We start from the raw sequence: 15,718 nt of genomic DNA on the forward strand, positions 1-15,718 counted from the left end.
AAGAAAATGGCTCAGCAGCGGCTTAAATCTGCCTGCGCCTGAGCCAGTTTTTCTGCCGCCTGACGTAACGGTTCCATCAACGGCATGGTCCGTGCTGGAGCATGAAGGCGGAATCGCTGCAACTCTGTCGCGCCGACAGTCAACGTCGATTCCAGCCGATGTCGTTTGGCGGTCATTTTCGCCATTACCGCTTGTCTGTCTGCTGGCGTTATCGCTTCATTCGGCCTGAACACAAAACGGCGTTCACAGCTCGCTTTCCAGTCGATAACCGCCTGAGTCAGATGGTCGCCAAACCCTTTCACTTGCTTAACGCCACGACGGGTAACATCTGCGGCTGTTTCAATACCAAAAGACCGTAACGCCGCTTTACGCGCAGGGCCAACGCCGGGAATAGAGGCAACATCAATAAAAAATCCCTCCAGAAACTTCTGCTTCTGCCGTTCCCTTGCAGTGTCATGAAGTGCTGCCAGAGCGCGTTTCTCTTCTTCCGGTAACCCGAGAATTTCGTCCTTCATTTTTTCGAGCATCGTCCGTTTGGCGATAAAACCTTCCAGGCCGCCTACCTGCTGGATCTGGCGGACTAAATGGTCATAGTCCATTTTCGCACGATTAAATGCCTCACGGCGTTGCTGAACTTCTGCTTTGTACGCTTTGCTTGTCAGACTGCCAATAATCCAGATAGCCGCCAGCACAGGAACCAAAATAATATAACGCGGTTCTGCCTGAAGGCCGCAAAGCAGCAGCGATAATGCTGACAGTGCGATCTCAAGCAGAATGATGTATTCGCGCCGTAACAGGCCTAAAGGAAGCGGCCTGCCAGTCGGTTGGAAATGATCGGGTAATGGCAGTTGCAATGCTGGCGGTGCTACTGACGCCATCACCATCGCCCAGACTTTTGCCAGCACAAAATCCCCGCCGGTGGTAATGACCTCTTCGCCGAGATCAATAAAATAGATAACGCCTTGATTATCCAGCGCACACCACGGGCAGTCGGTCAAATGAGCGGGATAAACATGCATTGCCGAAACGGGACATTTCTTTAACTGTTGGCGCAGAGAATCAAGTGCCGCTACCCACGCTTTAGCCGTCGGACGCCCGGTTGCCACGCCACTTTCCGTGAATGCCTGCTGAAACATGGCTTCAACATCACTCGGTAACATCGATAGCGGAATCGATCGTGGCGGCGGTTTTAAACCACGTCGCTGATTATCTGACGCGTAGGCATAACGGAAATGGGTAATATCCGTCTCCAGCGCATTACCCGCATCAGAGATAAGCGGCACACCAGAATAAGGATGCCGACCACCAAACAAGATGTGAAATATCAGCAAGGCAAGGCCAAAATTATCGTGATTCGCGGTGCGTTCAAAGCCGACAAATGACGACAAGGTTTGTAGCTCTGGCGGCGTAAAATGCGACACACCGACTTCGCATAAATGCAACGTGCCATTAGCGTTAATCTGAAAGGAGTCGCTATCAATCAATACCACTTTGCTGTCGCGACCTACCATAAAACTGTTCTGGTTTACGTCACCCACGACGTGCCCGTGCTCGTGAACCGTAGCAAAAGATGAAGCAATATTGCGCGCAACATAGAGTAGAAAATCCCACGCACAATGAGGGTAACGTTGACGACGATGTGCCGGGCTATAGATCATATGAATCGGTTCTTTACCAGAAACTTTTGGCATCATAAAACCGATAACTTTTCCGCCTCGTCCACCGTGAAGCGTTGCCTGCGGCCAGGCGACATAATTCAACAATTGCGCGTCAGCTGTCGCAGCCATAAAGGCAAGTTTGTCCTGTTTTAAGGCGGGTGGCGGCGTGTGATAAATCTTGGCGACGCTATCGACAAACTCATTGATATCATAAACCGCGCCTTCACCGCCTTTGCCCAGTTCACGGCCTGGCGTAACGCACTCACCAGTAGCAGTATATAAAGTGGGTTTCATGGTAACCACAGCGCCAGTGCCAACGTTTTATCATCATCCGTACGCTCGTTTACCGCCGGGCTGGACAAAAACTGCTTTAACAATTCAGGTAATAAATCGAGTTGTTCCTGCGTTGCTGACGCCAGTCCATTGAAAAACGGGGTAAAGAAAGGTACATGAGGAGAATTATCCAGCATATTTAACGCCAGTCGCTGGATACCATCCGTAAATGCTGCAACTTTATGCACACGCTCAGTGCTGGTGAAAGTTTCCAGTCTGGAAACGGCATCTTCATCGGTAATGAAGTGCGTCATATTGGCATATTCACCCACCATCGGCGTAAGCGGCAATTGCAGACCGTGACCAAAATCCACCACCACGCCGCCATCGCCAATCTGCATAATCAAGGTGCCGTCAGGCGATGAAATCAATCCCAGAAACGTGCAGGCAAAATCGCGAACTGCTAATTCTTTGGCTTCCGCCTCGGCAAAAAGTCGCTGACAAACGGTCAGCACAATATCCGTGGCGAGGATATCATTAAGCCCCAATTCCCCACCCTGCACTTTTTGCGACATATAAGCCATCGCTTCATTGACGGCGAGCGTCGCGCCTTCTCCTCCCTGCGAAACGCTACCTGCGCCATCAGCAAGGAACATCACCAGTAATGGCTGCTGGTCATTTAGCCAGGCAACCTGCATCTGGCAGGCATCCTGGCAAGGCAAGTCCGCGCTGATGTGCGATGTTCCAACAGCGGATGCATAAACCAGACGCCAGCTCACACTGACGTCCAGCCTTTTGGCGCTTCCAGCACAACTTCCGTTCCCGGCGTGGAGCGGGAAACCGAACGCAGCGAACTGGATAACCAGCTAAACAGTTCACGGAATTGTAATCCTTGCAGAGGCAAAGGCTGACGAACGCTGATTTGGGCCAGCGTCTTCATATCCGCCCCCTGAACACCGATGGAAAAGAAAGCAAACCTTTTATCTTCTTCCCCCCGAAACACTTTGTTGGCTGCAGCCTGCCACTCATCGGTTGGTGCACCATCGGTAATCAGGAAAATCCACGGGCGATAATACGAAATACCATTTGCACGATACTCACGTTTCCGCTCCTCTACCATATCCAGGGCTTTGGTAATGGCCGCACCCATTGGTGTATCGCCCTGGGCAAACAGGATGGGCGGAAAAAAATTAGCGGCGCTGGTAAAGGGTTGTTCCACATGCACCGGGCCGAACGTCACAATGCCGAGTTCCACTCTTTTTAAAGCCAGCGGATCGGCAAGCAGTTCATCACGAAAGGTCACCAATCCGGCGTTAAGTTCATTAATAGGTCTGCCGCTCATCGAGCCAGAAACATCCAGCAGCAAAATGCAGGGGCAACGTGGTTCCGGGTTACTGGCAAAATCGCTGGTGGCAAACGTGATTTGTTCGCTCATAAGAAATCCTTTCTTAGAGAATTATCGAGGTCCGGTATCATACCGACTGCAATAATGAAATAAGAGCAAACGAAGAAACTTTCAGAATTAGGCCCGGCGGCGCAGAAAATTTTGCTATTCGCCTCGCAAGAACGGAGAGCCGTCGATTGACACTAAGGGCGGAGTGACATAATTTCAGGAGTGAGGGTTAGGGAGAGGTTTCCCCCTCCCCCTGGTGTTCTTAGTAAGCCTGGAAGCTAATCACTAAGAGTATCACCAGTATGATGACGTGCTTCATCATAACCCTTTCCTTATTAAAAGCCCTCTTCTCCGGGAGAGGCTTTCCCGTTTCAGCGTCCCGCTGAAATCATCGGCTTACCTCCTTTCGCCCTGAATGCAGTCTATCGCTAGCGCGTGAATAAAATAGTTTCCTCTGTGATTATTGCGTAACGACTCGCAAAGAATATTTGCTGGCAGGATCGCAGACTACAAAGCCTGCGGATTGACAATCTTATCGTGAAGGCATACTTTCAGGAGTGAGGGTAGAGCGGGGTTTCCCCCGCCCTGGTAGTCTTAGTAAGCGGGGAAGCTTATGACTAAGAGCACCACGATGATGAGTAGCTTCATCATGACCCTTTCCTTATTTAAGGCCCCTTCCTCGGGAGGGGCTTTCCCGTTTCAGCGTCCCGCTGAAATCGTCGGCTTATCTCCTTTCGCCATGCACTTAGTCTATCGCTGACTTGCAGATAAAATAGTTTCCAGTGTGATTATTGCGTAACGTCTCGCAAAGAATTTTTGCTGGCAGGATCGCAGACGGCAAAGCCTGCGGATTGACAATCTTATCGTGAAGGCATACTTTCAGGAGTGAGGGTAGAGCGGGGTTTCCCCCGCCCTGGTAGTCTTAGTATGCTGGGTAGCTAATCACTAAGAGCACCACGATGATGAGTAGCTTCATCATGACCCTTTCCTTATTTAAGGCCCCTTCCTCGGGAGGGGCTTTCCCGTTTCAGCATCCGGCTGAAATCTGCGGCTTACCTCCTTTCGCCCTGTATGTAGTCTATCGCTAACGCGTAGATAAAATAGTTTCCTGTGTTATTACTGGATGCGTGCTCGCAAATGTGCCCGCCATTCAGACGATTCCCGATAGTGTTTCATAATTCCTCCATTTTTCTCCCTTATTGGCTGGCTACACTAGTATCATTCCGCGAAACGTTTCAGGAAGAGAAACTCTTAACGATGAAAGGCAGTTATAAATCCCGTTGGGTAATCGTAATCGTGGTGGTTATCGCCGCCATCGCCGCATTCTGGTTCTGGCAAGGCCGCAATGACTCCCAGAGTGCAGCCCCAGGGGCGACGAAACAAGCGCAGCAATCGCCAGCGGGTGGTCGCCGTGGTATGCGTTCCGGCCCATTAGCCCCGGTTCAGGCGGCGACCGCCGTAGAACAGGCAGTTCCGCGTTACCTCACCGGGCTTGGCACCATTACCGCCGCTAATACTGTTACGGTGCGCAGCCGCGTGGACGGTCAACTGATGGCGTTACATTTCCAGGAAGGCCAGCAGGTCAAAGCAGGCGATTTACTGGCAGAAATTGACCCCAGCCAGTTCAAAGTTGCATTAGCACAAGCCCAGGGCCAACTGGCAAAAGATAAAGCCACGCTTGCTAACGCCCGCCGTGATCTGGCGCGTTATCAGCAACTGGCAAAAACCAATCTCGTCTCCCGTCAGGAGCTGGATGCCCAACAGGCGCTGGTCAGTGAAACCGAAGGCACCATTAAGGCTGATGAAGCAAGCGTCGCCAGCGCGCAGCTGCAACTCGACTGGAGCCGCATCACCGCACCAGTCGATGGTCGCGTTGGTCTCAAGCAGGTTGATGTTGGTAACCAAATCTCCAGTGGTGATACCACCGGAATTGTGGTGATCACCCAGACGCATCCTATCGATTTAGTCTTTACCCTGCCGGAAAGCGATATCGCTACTGTAGTGCAGGCGCAAAAAGCCGGAAAACCGCTGGTGGTAGAAGCCTGGGATCGCACCAATTCGAAGAAATTAAGTGAAGGCACGCTGTTAAGCCTCGATAACCAAATCGATGCCACAACCGGTACGATTAAAGTGAAAGCACGCTTTAATAATCAGGATGATGCGCTGTTTCCCAATCAGTTTGTTAACGCGCGCATGTTAGTCGACACCGAACAAAACGCCGTAGTGATCCCAACAGCCGCCCTGCAAATGGGCAATGAAGGCCATTTTGTCTGGGTGCTGAATAGCGAAAACAAGGTCAGCAAACATCTGGTGACGCCGGGCATTCAGGACAGTCAGAAAGTGGTGATCCGTGCAGGTATTTCTGCGGGCGATCGCGTGGTGACAGACGGCATTGATCGCCTGACCGAAGGGGCGAAAGTGGAAGTGGTGGAAGCCCAGAGCGCCACCACTCCGGAAGAGAAAGCCACCAGCCGCGAATACGCGAAAAAAGGAGCACGCTCCTGATGCAGGTGTTACCCCCGAGCAGCACAGGCGGCCCGTCGCGCCTTTTTATTATGCGTCCTGTCGCCACCACGCTGCTGATGGTGGCGATCTTACTCGCCGGGATTATCGGTTATCGCGCCCTGCCCGTTTCGGCGCTGCCGGAAGTGGACTATCCGACCATTCAGGTGGTCACGCTCTACCCAGGTGCCAGCCCGGATGTCATGACCTCTGCCGTTACCGCGCCGCTAGAACGCCAGTTCGGGCAGATGTCTGGCCTGAAACAGATGTCGTCGCAAAGTTCCGGCGGTGCGTCAGTTATCACTTTGCAGTTCCAGCTAACATTACCGCTCGATGTCGCCGAGCAGGAAGTGCAGGCCGCGATTAACGCTGCGACCAACTTGTTGCCGAGCGATCTGCCTAACCCGCCGGTTTACAGCAAAGTGAACCCGGCAGATCCGCCGATCATGACGCTCGCCGTCACCTCAACCGCCATGCCGATGACGCAAGTGGAAGATATGGTGGAAACCCGCGTCGCGCAGAAAATCTCGCAGATTTCCGGTGTCGGACTGGTGACGCTTTCCGGCGGTCAGCGTCCGGCTGTTCGCGTCAAACTTAACGCTCAGGCGATTGCCGCCCTCGGCCTGACCAGCGAAACCGTGCGCACCGCCATTACCGGCGCTAACGTTAACTCGGCAAAAGGTAGCCTCGACGGCCCTTCCCGTGCGGTTACGCTTTCCGCTAACGACCAGATGCAATCCGCCGAAGAGTATCGCCAGCTAATCATCGCCTACCAGAACGGCGCGCCGATTCGTCTTGGCGATGTCGCAACCGTAGAGCAAGGTGCAGAAAACAGCTGGCTTGGCGCATGGGCGAACAAAGAACAGGCCATTGTGATGAATGTTCAGCGCCAGCCCGGTGCTAACATTATCTCCACCGCCGACAGCATCCGGCAGATGCTGCCACAGCTCACCGAGAGTCTGCCGAAATCGGTGAAGGTAACAGTGCTTTCCGATCGCACCACCAATATCCGCGCATCGGTCAACGATACCCAGTTTGAATTGATGATGGCTATCGCGCTGGTAGTCATGATTATCTACCTGTTTTTGCGCAATATTCCGGCGACCATCATTCCCGGCTTCGCAGTGCCGCTGTCGTTAATCGGCACCTTCGCGGTCATGGTGTTTCTCGATTTTTCAATCAATAACCTGACGCTGATGGCGTTAACTATCGCCACCGGGTTCGTGGTCGATGACGCCATCGTGGTGATCGAAAATATTTCCCGCTATATCGAAAAAGGCGAAAAACCGTTGGCGGCGGCGCTCAAGGGCGCAGGTGAAATCGGCTTTACCATTATCTCGCTGACCTTCTCGCTGATTGCGGTGTTGATCCCACTGCTGTTTATGGGCGATATCGTCGGGCGACTGTTCCGCGAATTTGCTATTACCCTGGCGGTAGCGATTTTGATCTCAGCGGTGGTGTCGCTGACCCTGACACCGATGATGTGCGCGCGGATGCTCAGCCAGGAGTCGTTGCGTAAACAGAACCGCTTCTCCCGTGCCTCGGAAAAAATGTTCGACAGGATAATCGCCGCCTATGGTCGTGGACTGGCGAAAGTGCTGAATCATCCGTGGCTGACCTTAAGCGTGGCACTCAGCACGCTGCTGCTTAGCGTGCTGCTGTGGGTGTTCATTCCGAAAGGTTTCTTCCCGGTACAGGACAACGGCATTATTCAGGGCACTTTGCAGGCACCGCAATCCAGCTCCTTTGCCAATATGGCCCAGCGGCAACGCCAGGTCGCGGACGTGATTTTGCAGGATCCGGCAGTGCAAAGTCTGACCTCATTTGTTGGCGTTGATGGCACTAACCCGTCGCTGAACAGTGCGCGTTTGCAGATCAACCTCAAACCGCTGGATGAACGTGATGATCGGGTGCAAAAAGTCATCGCCCGTCTGCAAACGGCGGTGGATAAAGTGCCGGGCGTCGATCTCTTCCTGCAACCAACGCAGGACCTGACCATCGATACTCAGGTCAGCCGCACCCAGTACCAGTTTACCTTGCAGGCCACCTCACTGGATGCGCTCAGTACCTGGGTGCCAGAGTTGATGGAAAAACTCCAGCAACTGCCACAGCTTTCTGATGTCTCCAGCGACTGGCAGGACAAAGGGCTGGTGGCGTATGTCAATGTTGATCGCGACAGCGCCAGCCGTCTGGGGATCAGCATGGCGGATGTCGATAACGCCCTGTACAACGCGTTTGGTCAGCGGCTGATTTCCACTATTTATACTCAGGCTAACCAGTATCGCGTGGTGCTGGAACACAACACCGAAAATACCCCAGGCCTCGCGGCGCTGGATACCATTCGCCTGACCAGCAGCGACGGTGGCGTGGTGCCGCTAAGCTCAATTGCCAAAATTGAGCAGCGTTTTGCGCCGCTCTCCATCAACCATCTGGATCAGTTCCCGGTAACGACCATCTCCTTTAACGTGCCGGATAACTATTCGCTGGGTGATGCGGTGCAGGCGATTATGGACACCGAGAAGACGCTGAATCTGCCGGTGGATATCACCACGCAATTCCAGGGCAGCACCCTCGCCTTCCAGTCGGCGCTGGGCAGCACTGTCTGGCTGATTGTCGCGGCGGTGGTGGCGATGTATATCGTGCTCGGCATTCTGTACGAGAGCTTTATTCACCCGATCACCATTCTCTCGACGCTACCCACCGCAGGGGTCGGCGCACTGCTGGCATTAATGATTGCCGGAAGTGAGCTGGATGTGATTGCGATTATCGGCATTATTTTGCTGATCGGTATCGTGAAGAAGAACGCCATCATGATGATCGACTTCGCGCTGGCTGCTGAGCGCGAGCAAGGCATGTCGCCGCGCGATGCCATCTACCAGGCTTGTCTGTTGCGTTTTCGTCCGATCCTGATGACCACCCTGGCGGCTCTGCTTGGCGCGCTGCCGCTGATGTTGAGTACCGGGGTCGGCGCGGAACTGCGTCGTCCGTTAGGTATCGGCATGGTCGGCGGTCTGATTGTCAGCCAGGTGCTGACGCTGTTCACCACGCCGGTGATTTATCTGCTGTTCGACCGCCTGGCATTGTGGACCAAAAGTCGCTTTGCTCGCCATGAAGAGGAGGCGTAAGTGAAGTTTTTTGCCCTCTTCATTTACCGCCCGGTGGCGACGATTTTACTGTCGGTCGCCATTACCCTCTGCGGCATACTGGGCTTCCGTATGCTGCCGGTCGCCCCGCTGCCGCAGGTCGATTTTCCGGTGATTATGATCAGCGCCTCGCTGCCCGGTGCGTCGCCGGAGACAATGGCGTCTTCCGTTGCCACGCCGCTGGAGCGCTCACTTGGGCGCATTGCCGGGGTTAGTGAAATGACCTCCAGTAGTTCGCTCGGCAGCACGCGGATTATTTTGCAGTTTGATTTTGACCGGGATATCAACGGCGCAGCGCGTGATGTGCAGGCGGCGATCAACGCTGCACAAAGTTTGCTGCCCAGTGGGATGCCCAGCCGTCCGACCTATCGCAAAGCGAACCCGTCGGATGCGCCAATTATGATCCTCACGCTGACATCCGATACTTATTCTCAGGGTGAACTGTACGATTTCGCCTCGACGCAGCTGGCTCCGACGATTTCGCAAATCGACGGTGTTGGTGATGTCGATGTCGGCGGCAGCTCACTGCCCGCCGTACGCGTCGGGCTGAATCCGCAGGCGCTGTTTAATCAGGGCGTCTCGCTGGACGACGTACGCACCGCCATCAGCAATGCCAACGTGCGTAAACCACAGGGGGCACTGGAAGATGGCACTCACCGCTGGCAGATCCAGACCAATGATGAGCTAAAAACCGCCGCTGAATATCAGCCGTTGATTATTCATTACAACAACGGCGGCGCGGTTCGTCTGGGTGATGTGGCGACGGTGACTGACTCGGTGCAGGATGTGCGCAACGCCGGGATGACCAACGCCAAACCAGCTATTTTGCTGATGATCCGCAAGCTGCCGGAAGCCAATATTATCCAGACGGTTGACAGCATCCGGGCAAAATTACCGGAGTTGCAGGAGACCATTCCGGCGGCGATTGATCTGCAAATTGCCCAGGATCGCTCCCCCACCATTCGCGCCTCGCTGGAAGAAGTCGAGCAAACGCTGATTATCTCGGTGGCGCTGGTGATTCTGGTGGTGTTTTTATTCCTGCGCTCGGGTCGCGCCACTATTATTCCCGCCGTTGTGGTGCCGGTTTCGCTGATTGGTACGTTTGCGGCGATGTACCTGTGCGGATTCAGTCTCAATAACCTGTCGTTAATGGCGCTCACCATCGCTACTGGTTTCGTGGTGGATGACGCCATCGTGGTGCTGGAAAACATTGCCCGTCATCTGGAAGCGGGGATGAAACCACTACAGGCCGCACTGCAAGGTACTCGCGAAGTCGGTTTTACGGTGCTGTCGATGAGTCTGTCACTGGTGGCGGTGTTCCTGCCGCTGCTGTTGATGGGCGGATTGCCGGGCCGACTGTTACGCGAGTTTGCCGTGACGCTTTCTGTCGCCATTGGTATTTCGTTGCTGGTTTCCCTGACGCTAACGCCGATGATGTGTGGCTGGATGCTGAAAGCCAGCAAGCCGCGTGAGCAAAAGCGACTGCGTGGTTTTGGTCGCATGTTGGTAGCCCTGCAACAAGGCTACGGCAAGTCGCTGAAATGGGTGCTCAATCATACCCGTCTGGTGGGCGTGGTGCTGCTTGGCACCATTGCGCTGAATATCTGGCTATATATCTCGATCCCGAAAACCTTCTTCCCGGAGCAGGACACTGGCGTGTTGATGGGGGGGATACAGGCGGATCAGAGTATTTCGTTTCAGGCGATGCGCGGTAAGTTGCAGGATTTCATGAAAATTATCCGTGACGATCCGGCAGTGGATAATGTCACCGGATTTACCGGCGGTTCGCGAGTGAACAGCGGGATGATGTTTATCACCCTCAAGCCACGCGACGAACGCAGCGAAACGGCGCAGCAAATTATCGACCGTCTGCGCGTGAAGCTGGCGAAAGAACCGGGGGCGAATCTGTTCCTGATGGCGGTACAGGATATTCGCGTTGGCGGACGTCAGTCGAACGCCAGCTATCAGTACACGTTGTTATCCGACGACCTGGCGGCACTGCGCGAATGGGAGCCGAAAATCCGCAAAAAACTGGCGACGTTGCCGGAACTGGCGGACGTGAACTCCGATCAGCAGGATAACGGCGCGGAGATGAATCTGGTTTACGACCGCGACACCATGGCACGGCTGGGAATCGACGTACAAGCCGCCAACAGTCTGTTAAATAACGCCTTCGGTCAGCGGCAAATCTCGACCATTTACCAGCCGATGAACCAGTATAAAGTGGTGATGGAAGTGGATCCGCGCTATACCCAGGACATCAGTGCGCTGGAAAAAATGTTCGTTATCAATAACGAAGGCAAAGCGATCCCGCTGTCGTATTTCGCTAAATGGCAACCGGCGAATGCCCCACTATCGGTGAATCATCAGGGATTATCGGCGGCCTCGACCATTTCGTTTAACCTGCCGACCGGAAAATCGCTCTCGGACGCCAGTGCGGCGATCGATCGCGCAATGACCCAGCTTGGGGTGCCTTCGACGGTGCGCGGCAGTTTTGCCGGCACGGCGCAGGTGTTCCAGGAGACGATGAACTCGCAGGTGATCCTGATTATCGCCGCCATCGCCACGGTGTATATCGTGCTGGGTATCCTTTACGAGAGTTACGTACATCCGCTGACGATCCTCTCCACCCTGCCCTCGGCGGGCGTTGGAGCGCTGCTGGCGCTGGAGCTGTTCAATGCCCCGTTCAGCCTAATCGCCCTGATAGGGATCATGCTATTAATCGGCATCGTGAAGAAAAACGCCATTATGATGGTCGATTTTGCGCTTGAAGCCCAACGGCACGGTAACCTGACGCCGCAGGAAGCTATTTTCCAGGCCTGTCTGCTGCGTTTTCGCCCGATTATGATGACTACCCTGGCGGCGCTGTTTGGTGCGCTGCCGCTGGTATTGTCGGGCGGCGACGGCTCGGAGCTGCGGCAACCCCTGGGGATCACCATTGTCGGCGGACTGGTAATGAGCCAGCTCCTTACGCTGTATACCACGCCGGTGGTGTATCTCTTTTTCGACCGTCTGCGGCTGCGTTTTTCGCGTAAACCTAAACAAACGGTAACCGAGTAAATGACAGATCTTCCCGACAGCACCCGTTGGCAATTGTGGATTGTGGCTTTCGGCTTCTTTATGCAGTCGCTGGACACCACCATCGTAAACACCGCCCTTCCCTCAATGGCGCAAAGCCTCGGGGAAAGTCCGTTGCATATGCACATGGTCATTGTCTCTTATGTGCTGACCGTGGCGGTGATGCTGCCCGCCAGCGGCTGGCTGGCGGACAAAGTCGGCGTGCGCAATATTTTCTTTACCGCCATCGTGCTGTTTACTCTCGGTTCACTGTTTTGCGCGCTTTCCGGCACGCTGAACGAACTGTTGCTGGCACGCGCGTTACAGGGCGTTGGCGGCGCGATGATGGTGCCGGTCGGCAGATTGACGGTGATGAAAATCGTACCGCGCGAGCAATATATGGCGGCGATGACCTTTGTCACGTTACCCGGTCAGGTCGGTCCGCTGCTCGGTCCGGCGCTCGGCGGTCTGCTGGTGGAGTACGCATCGTGGCACTGGATCTTTTTGATCAACATTCCGGTGGGGATTATCGGTGCGATCGCCACATTGCTGTTAATGCCAAACTACACCATGCAGACGCGGCGCTTTGATCTCTCCGGATTTTTATTGCTGGCGGTTGGCATGGCGGTATTAACCCTGGCGCTGGACGGCAGTAAAGGTACAGGTTTATCGCCGCTGACGATTGCAGGCCTGGTCGCAGTTGGCGTGGTGGCACTGGTGCTTTATCTGCTGCACGCCAGAAATAACAACCGTGCCCTGTTCAGTCTGAAACTGTTCCGTACTCGTACCTTTTCGCTGGGCCTGGCGGGGAGCTTTGCCGGACGTATTGGCAGTGGCATGTTGCCCTTTATGACACCGGTTTTCCTGCAAATTGGCCTCGGTTTCTCGCCGTTTCATGCCGGACTGATGATGATCCCCATGGTGCTTGGCAGCATGGGAATGAAGCGAATTGTGGTACATGTGGTGAATCGCTTTGGTTATCGTCGGGTACTGGTAGCGACCACGCTGGGTCTGTCGCTGGTCACCCTGTTGTTTATGACTACCGCCCTGCTGGGCTGGTACTACGTTTTGCCGTTCGTCCTGTTTTTACAAGGGATGGTCAACTCGACGCGTTTCTCCTCCATGAACACCCTGACGCTGAAAGATCTCCCGGACAATCTGGCGAGCAGCGGCAACAGCCTGCTGTCGATGATTATGCAATTGTCGATGAGTATCGGCGTCACTATCGCCGGGCTGTTGCTGGGACTTTTTGGTTCACAGCATGTCAGCGTCGACAGCGGCACCACACAAACCGTCTTTATGTACACCTGGCTTAGCATGGCGTTGATCATCGCCCTTCCGGCGTTCATCTTTGCCAGAGTGCCGAACGATACGCATCAAAATGTAGCTATTTCGCGGCGAAAAAGGAGCGCGCAATGAAGTTCTGGCGACCCGGTATTACCGGCAAACTGTTTCTGGCGATTTTCGCCACCTGCATTGTCTTGCTGATCAGTATGCACTGGGCGGTGCGTATCAGTTTTGAGCGTGGCTTTATTGATTACATCAAGCATGGTAATGAACAGCGATTACAACTGTTAAGTGATGCGCTTGGCGAGCAGTATGCGCAGCATGGCAACTGGCGCTTCCTGCGCAACAATGATCGCTTTGTCTTTCAGATCCTGCGTTCATTTGAACACGATAATTCGGAAGATAAACCCGGCCCGGGTATGCCACCGCACGGCTGGCGTACCCAGTTCTGGGTGGTTGATCAAAACAACAAAGTGCTGGTTGGTCCGCGAGCGCCGATTCCACCTGACGGTACACGGCGACCCATTCTGGTCAACGGTGCGGAAGTTGGCGCGGTGATCGCCTCCCCCGTTGAGCGGTTAACGCGCAATACTGATATCAATTTCGATAAACAACAGCGGCAAACCAGCTGGTTGATTGTCGCTCTGGCAACGTTACTCGCGGCACTCGCCACTTTTCTGCTGGCGCGCGGTTTGCTGGCACCGGTAAAACGACTTGTCGATGGCACGCACAAACTGGCGGCGGGCGATTTCACTACCCGCGTAACGCCCACCAGTGAAGATGAACTGGGCAAGCTGGCGCAAGACTTCAACCAGCTTGCCAGCACGCTGGAGAAAAACCAGCAAATGCGGCGCGATTTTATGGCCGATATTTCTCACGAACTGCGTACGCCATTAGCGGTGCTGCGCGGTGAACTGGAAGCCATTCAGGATGGCGTGCGTAAATTCACGCCGGAGACGGTGGCGTCTTTACAGGCGGAGGTCGGTACACTGACCAAACTGGTTGACGATCTCCATCAGTTGTCGATGTCTGATGAAGGCGCTCTCGCCTATCAAAAAGCACCGGTAGATTTGATCCCACTGCTGGAAGTGGCGGGCGGCGCATTTCGCGAACGATTCGCCAGTCGTGGCCTGAAACTGCAATTTTCCCTGCCAGACAGTATTACCGTATTTGGCGATCGCGACCGTTTAATGCAGTTATTCAATAACTTACTGGAAAACAGCCTGCGCTACACTGACAGCGGCGGCAGCCTGCAAATCTCTGCCGGTCAGCGCGACAAAACGGTGCGCCTGACCTTTGCCGACAGTGCGCCAGGTGTCAGTGACGATCAGCTACAAAAATTGTTTGAACGTTTTTATCGCACCGAAGGTTCCCGCAACCGTGCCAGCGGCGGTTCCGGGCTGGGGCTGGCGATTTGCCTGAACATTGTTGAAGCACATAATGGTCGCATTATTGCTGCCCATTCGCCTTTTGGCGGGGTAAGCATTACAGTAGAGTTACCGCTGGAACGGGATTTACAGAGAGAAGTATGACCGAGTTACCAATCGACGAAAACACACCGCGTATTTTGATCGTGGAAGATGAACCGAAGCTGGGGCAGTTGCTCATTGATTATCTGCGTGCTGCGAGCTATGCGCCGACGCTTATCAGCCACGGCGATCAGGTACTGCCGTATGTACGCCAGACACCACCGGATCTGATCCTGTTAGATCTGATGCTCCCTGGCACCGATGGCCTGACGCTGTGCCGGGAAATTCGTCGTTTTTCTGACATTCCGATCGTGATGGTGACGGCAAAAATCGAAGAGATCGATCGCCTGCTGGGGCTGGAGATTGGCGCAGATGATTATATCTGTAAGCCGTACAGCCCACGGGAAGTGGTAGCGCGCGTCAAAACCATTTTGCGCCGTTGCAAACCGCAGCGCGAGTTGCAGCAACAGGATGCTGAAAGCCCGTTGATTATCGACGAAGGTCGTTTTCAGGCTTCATGGCGCGGTAAAATGCTTGACCTGACGCCTGCGGAATTTCGTCTGCTGAAAACGCTCTCTCATGAACCAGGAAAAGTGTTCTCCCGCGAGCATTTGCTCAATCATCTTTATGACGACTACCGCGTAGTAACCGACCGCACCATCGACAGCCACATTAAAAACCTGCGCCGCAAGCTGGAATCTCTCGACGCCGAACAGTCATTTATCCGCGCCGTTTACGGCGTTGGTTACCGCTGGGAAGCCGACGCCTGCCGCATCGTTTAGTTTTAGCGACATGACTTTGTTAGCCGGAGATGGCGTTCAGACCAGATCCGGCAACATTATCCCACGCATGGTCAGCAAACTGACATTATCTCTCCGCCCTGGCAGGCATCAGAAAATCGCTCATACTTTAATCGGTAAACAGCACCTTTAGATG

Annotated in this window: 12 protein-coding genes; 6 read left to right on the top strand and 6 right to left on the bottom strand. The window is 54.2% G+C overall.

What is annotated here, in order from left to right:
- Nucleotides 1-11: 11 nt before the first annotated feature.
- From yegI to ACJHXA_RS03900, 6 genes are all read right to left on the bottom strand, one after another.
- Nucleotides 12-1,952, bottom strand: coding sequence for a protein kinase YegI (gene yegI / locus ACJHXA_RS03875; protein WP_283512254.1), 1,941 nt, complete (start codon nt 1,950-1,952; stop codon nt 12-14).
- On the bottom strand, nt 1,949-2,710 hold the full coding sequence (locus ACJHXA_RS03880; protein WP_000119072.1) for a PP2C family serine/threonine-protein phosphatase: 762 nt from the start codon (nt 2,708-2,710) through the stop codon (nt 1,949-1,951). The genes yegI and ACJHXA_RS03880 overlap by 4 nt, the downstream gene beginning before the upstream one ends.
- Nucleotides 2,707-3,366 (bottom strand): vWA domain-containing protein, encoded by a 660-nt coding sequence (locus tag ACJHXA_RS03885; protein ID WP_000003178.1) that lies wholly within the window; start codon nt 3,364-3,366, stop codon nt 2,707-2,709. Before ACJHXA_RS03885 ends, ACJHXA_RS03880 begins: the two co-directional genes overlap by 4 nt.
- A 220-nt stretch (nt 3,367-3,586) precedes the next feature.
- On the bottom strand, nt 3,587-3,646 hold the full coding sequence (ibsA, locus tag ACJHXA_RS03890; protein ID WP_010723109.1) for a type I toxin-antitoxin system toxin IbsA: 60 nt from the start codon (nt 3,644-3,646) through the stop codon (nt 3,587-3,589).
- Nucleotides 3,647-3,918: 272 nt separating this feature from the next.
- Nucleotides 3,919-3,975 carry a type I toxin-antitoxin system Ibs family toxin gene (locus tag ACJHXA_RS03895; RefSeq protein WP_001386899.1) on the bottom strand — a complete coding sequence of 19 codons (57 nt, stop codon included), beginning with the start codon at nt 3,973-3,975 and terminating at the stop codon, nt 3,919-3,921.
- A 271-nt stretch (nt 3,976-4,246) separates the two neighbouring features.
- Nucleotides 4,247-4,303, bottom strand: a complete 57-nt coding sequence (locus tag ACJHXA_RS03900) for a type I toxin-antitoxin system Ibs family toxin (RefSeq protein ID WP_001386901.1) — start codon at nt 4,301-4,303, stop codon at nt 4,247-4,249.
- A gap of 278 nt (nt 4,304-4,581) precedes the next feature.
- Here ACJHXA_RS03900 and mdtA point away from each other — a divergent pair, with 278 nt between their 5' ends.
- Genes mdtA through baeR form a run of 6 tightly spaced genes read left to right on the top strand, consistent with a single transcriptional unit; the run spans nt 4,582 to nt 15,564 of the window.
- Nucleotides 4,582-5,829 (top strand): multidrug efflux RND transporter subunit MdtA, encoded by a 1,248-nt coding sequence (gene mdtA, locus ACJHXA_RS03905; RefSeq protein WP_000678962.1) that lies wholly within the window; start codon nt 4,582-4,584, stop codon nt 5,827-5,829.
- Nucleotides 5,829-8,951, top strand: coding sequence for a multidrug efflux RND transporter permease subunit MdtB (mdtB, locus tag ACJHXA_RS03910; protein WP_001197905.1), 3,123 nt, complete (start codon nt 5,829-5,831; stop codon nt 8,949-8,951). Before mdtA ends, mdtB begins: the two co-directional genes overlap by 1 nt.
- Nucleotides 8,952-12,029 carry a multidrug efflux RND transporter permease subunit MdtC gene (gene mdtC / locus ACJHXA_RS03915; protein WP_103262033.1) on the top strand — a complete coding sequence of 1,026 codons (3,078 nt, stop codon included), beginning with the start codon at nt 8,952-8,954 and terminating at the stop codon, nt 12,027-12,029. It begins immediately after the preceding gene.
- The gene (locus tag ACJHXA_RS03920; protein WP_000130847.1) at nt 12,030-13,445 is read left to right on the top strand and encodes an MFS transporter; all 1,416 of its coding nucleotides are present in this window, start codon (nt 12,030-12,032) and stop codon (nt 13,443-13,445) included.
- Nucleotides 13,442-14,845: a two-component system sensor histidine kinase BaeS gene (gene baeS / locus ACJHXA_RS03925; protein WP_000675150.1), complete on the top strand. Its 1,404-nt coding sequence runs from the start codon at nt 13,442-13,444 to the stop codon at nt 14,843-14,845. The genes ACJHXA_RS03920 and baeS overlap by 4 nt, the downstream gene beginning before the upstream one ends.
- Nucleotides 14,842-15,564: a two-component system response regulator BaeR gene (gene baeR / locus ACJHXA_RS03930; RefSeq protein WP_000137873.1), complete on the top strand. Its 723-nt coding sequence runs from the start codon at nt 14,842-14,844 to the stop codon at nt 15,562-15,564. Before baeS ends, baeR begins: the two co-directional genes overlap by 4 nt.
- Nucleotides 15,565-15,718 lie beyond the last annotated feature (154 nt).

Origin of the sequence: Escherichia sp. WS33, from assembly GCF_046486385.1 — a bacterium.
Classification (GTDB): domain Bacteria; phylum Pseudomonadota; class Gammaproteobacteria; order Enterobacterales; family Enterobacteriaceae; genus ECMA0423.

Coding starts and splice junctions, on each gene's coding strand:
- yegI (WP_283512254.1), bottom strand. CDS start 1,952: ATGAAACCCACTTTATATACTGCTACTGGTGAGTGCGTTACGCCAGGC.
- ACJHXA_RS03885 (WP_000003178.1), bottom strand. CDS start 3,366: ATGAGCGAACAAATCACGTTTGCCACCAGCGATTTTGCCAGTAACCCG.
- mdtA (WP_000678962.1), top strand. CDS start 4,582: ATGAAAGGCAGTTATAAATCCCGTTGGGTAATCGTAATCGTGGTGGTT.
- mdtB (WP_001197905.1), top strand. CDS start 5,829: ATGCAGGTGTTACCCCCGAGCAGCACAGGCGGCCCGTCGCGCCTTTTT.
- ACJHXA_RS03920 (WP_000130847.1), top strand. CDS start 12,030: ATGACAGATCTTCCCGACAGCACCCGTTGGCAATTGTGGATTGTGGCT.
- baeS (WP_000675150.1), top strand. CDS start 13,442: ATGAAGTTCTGGCGACCCGGTATTACCGGCAAACTGTTTCTGGCGATT.
- baeR (WP_000137873.1), top strand. CDS start 14,842: ATGACCGAGTTACCAATCGACGAAAACACACCGCGTATTTTGATCGTG.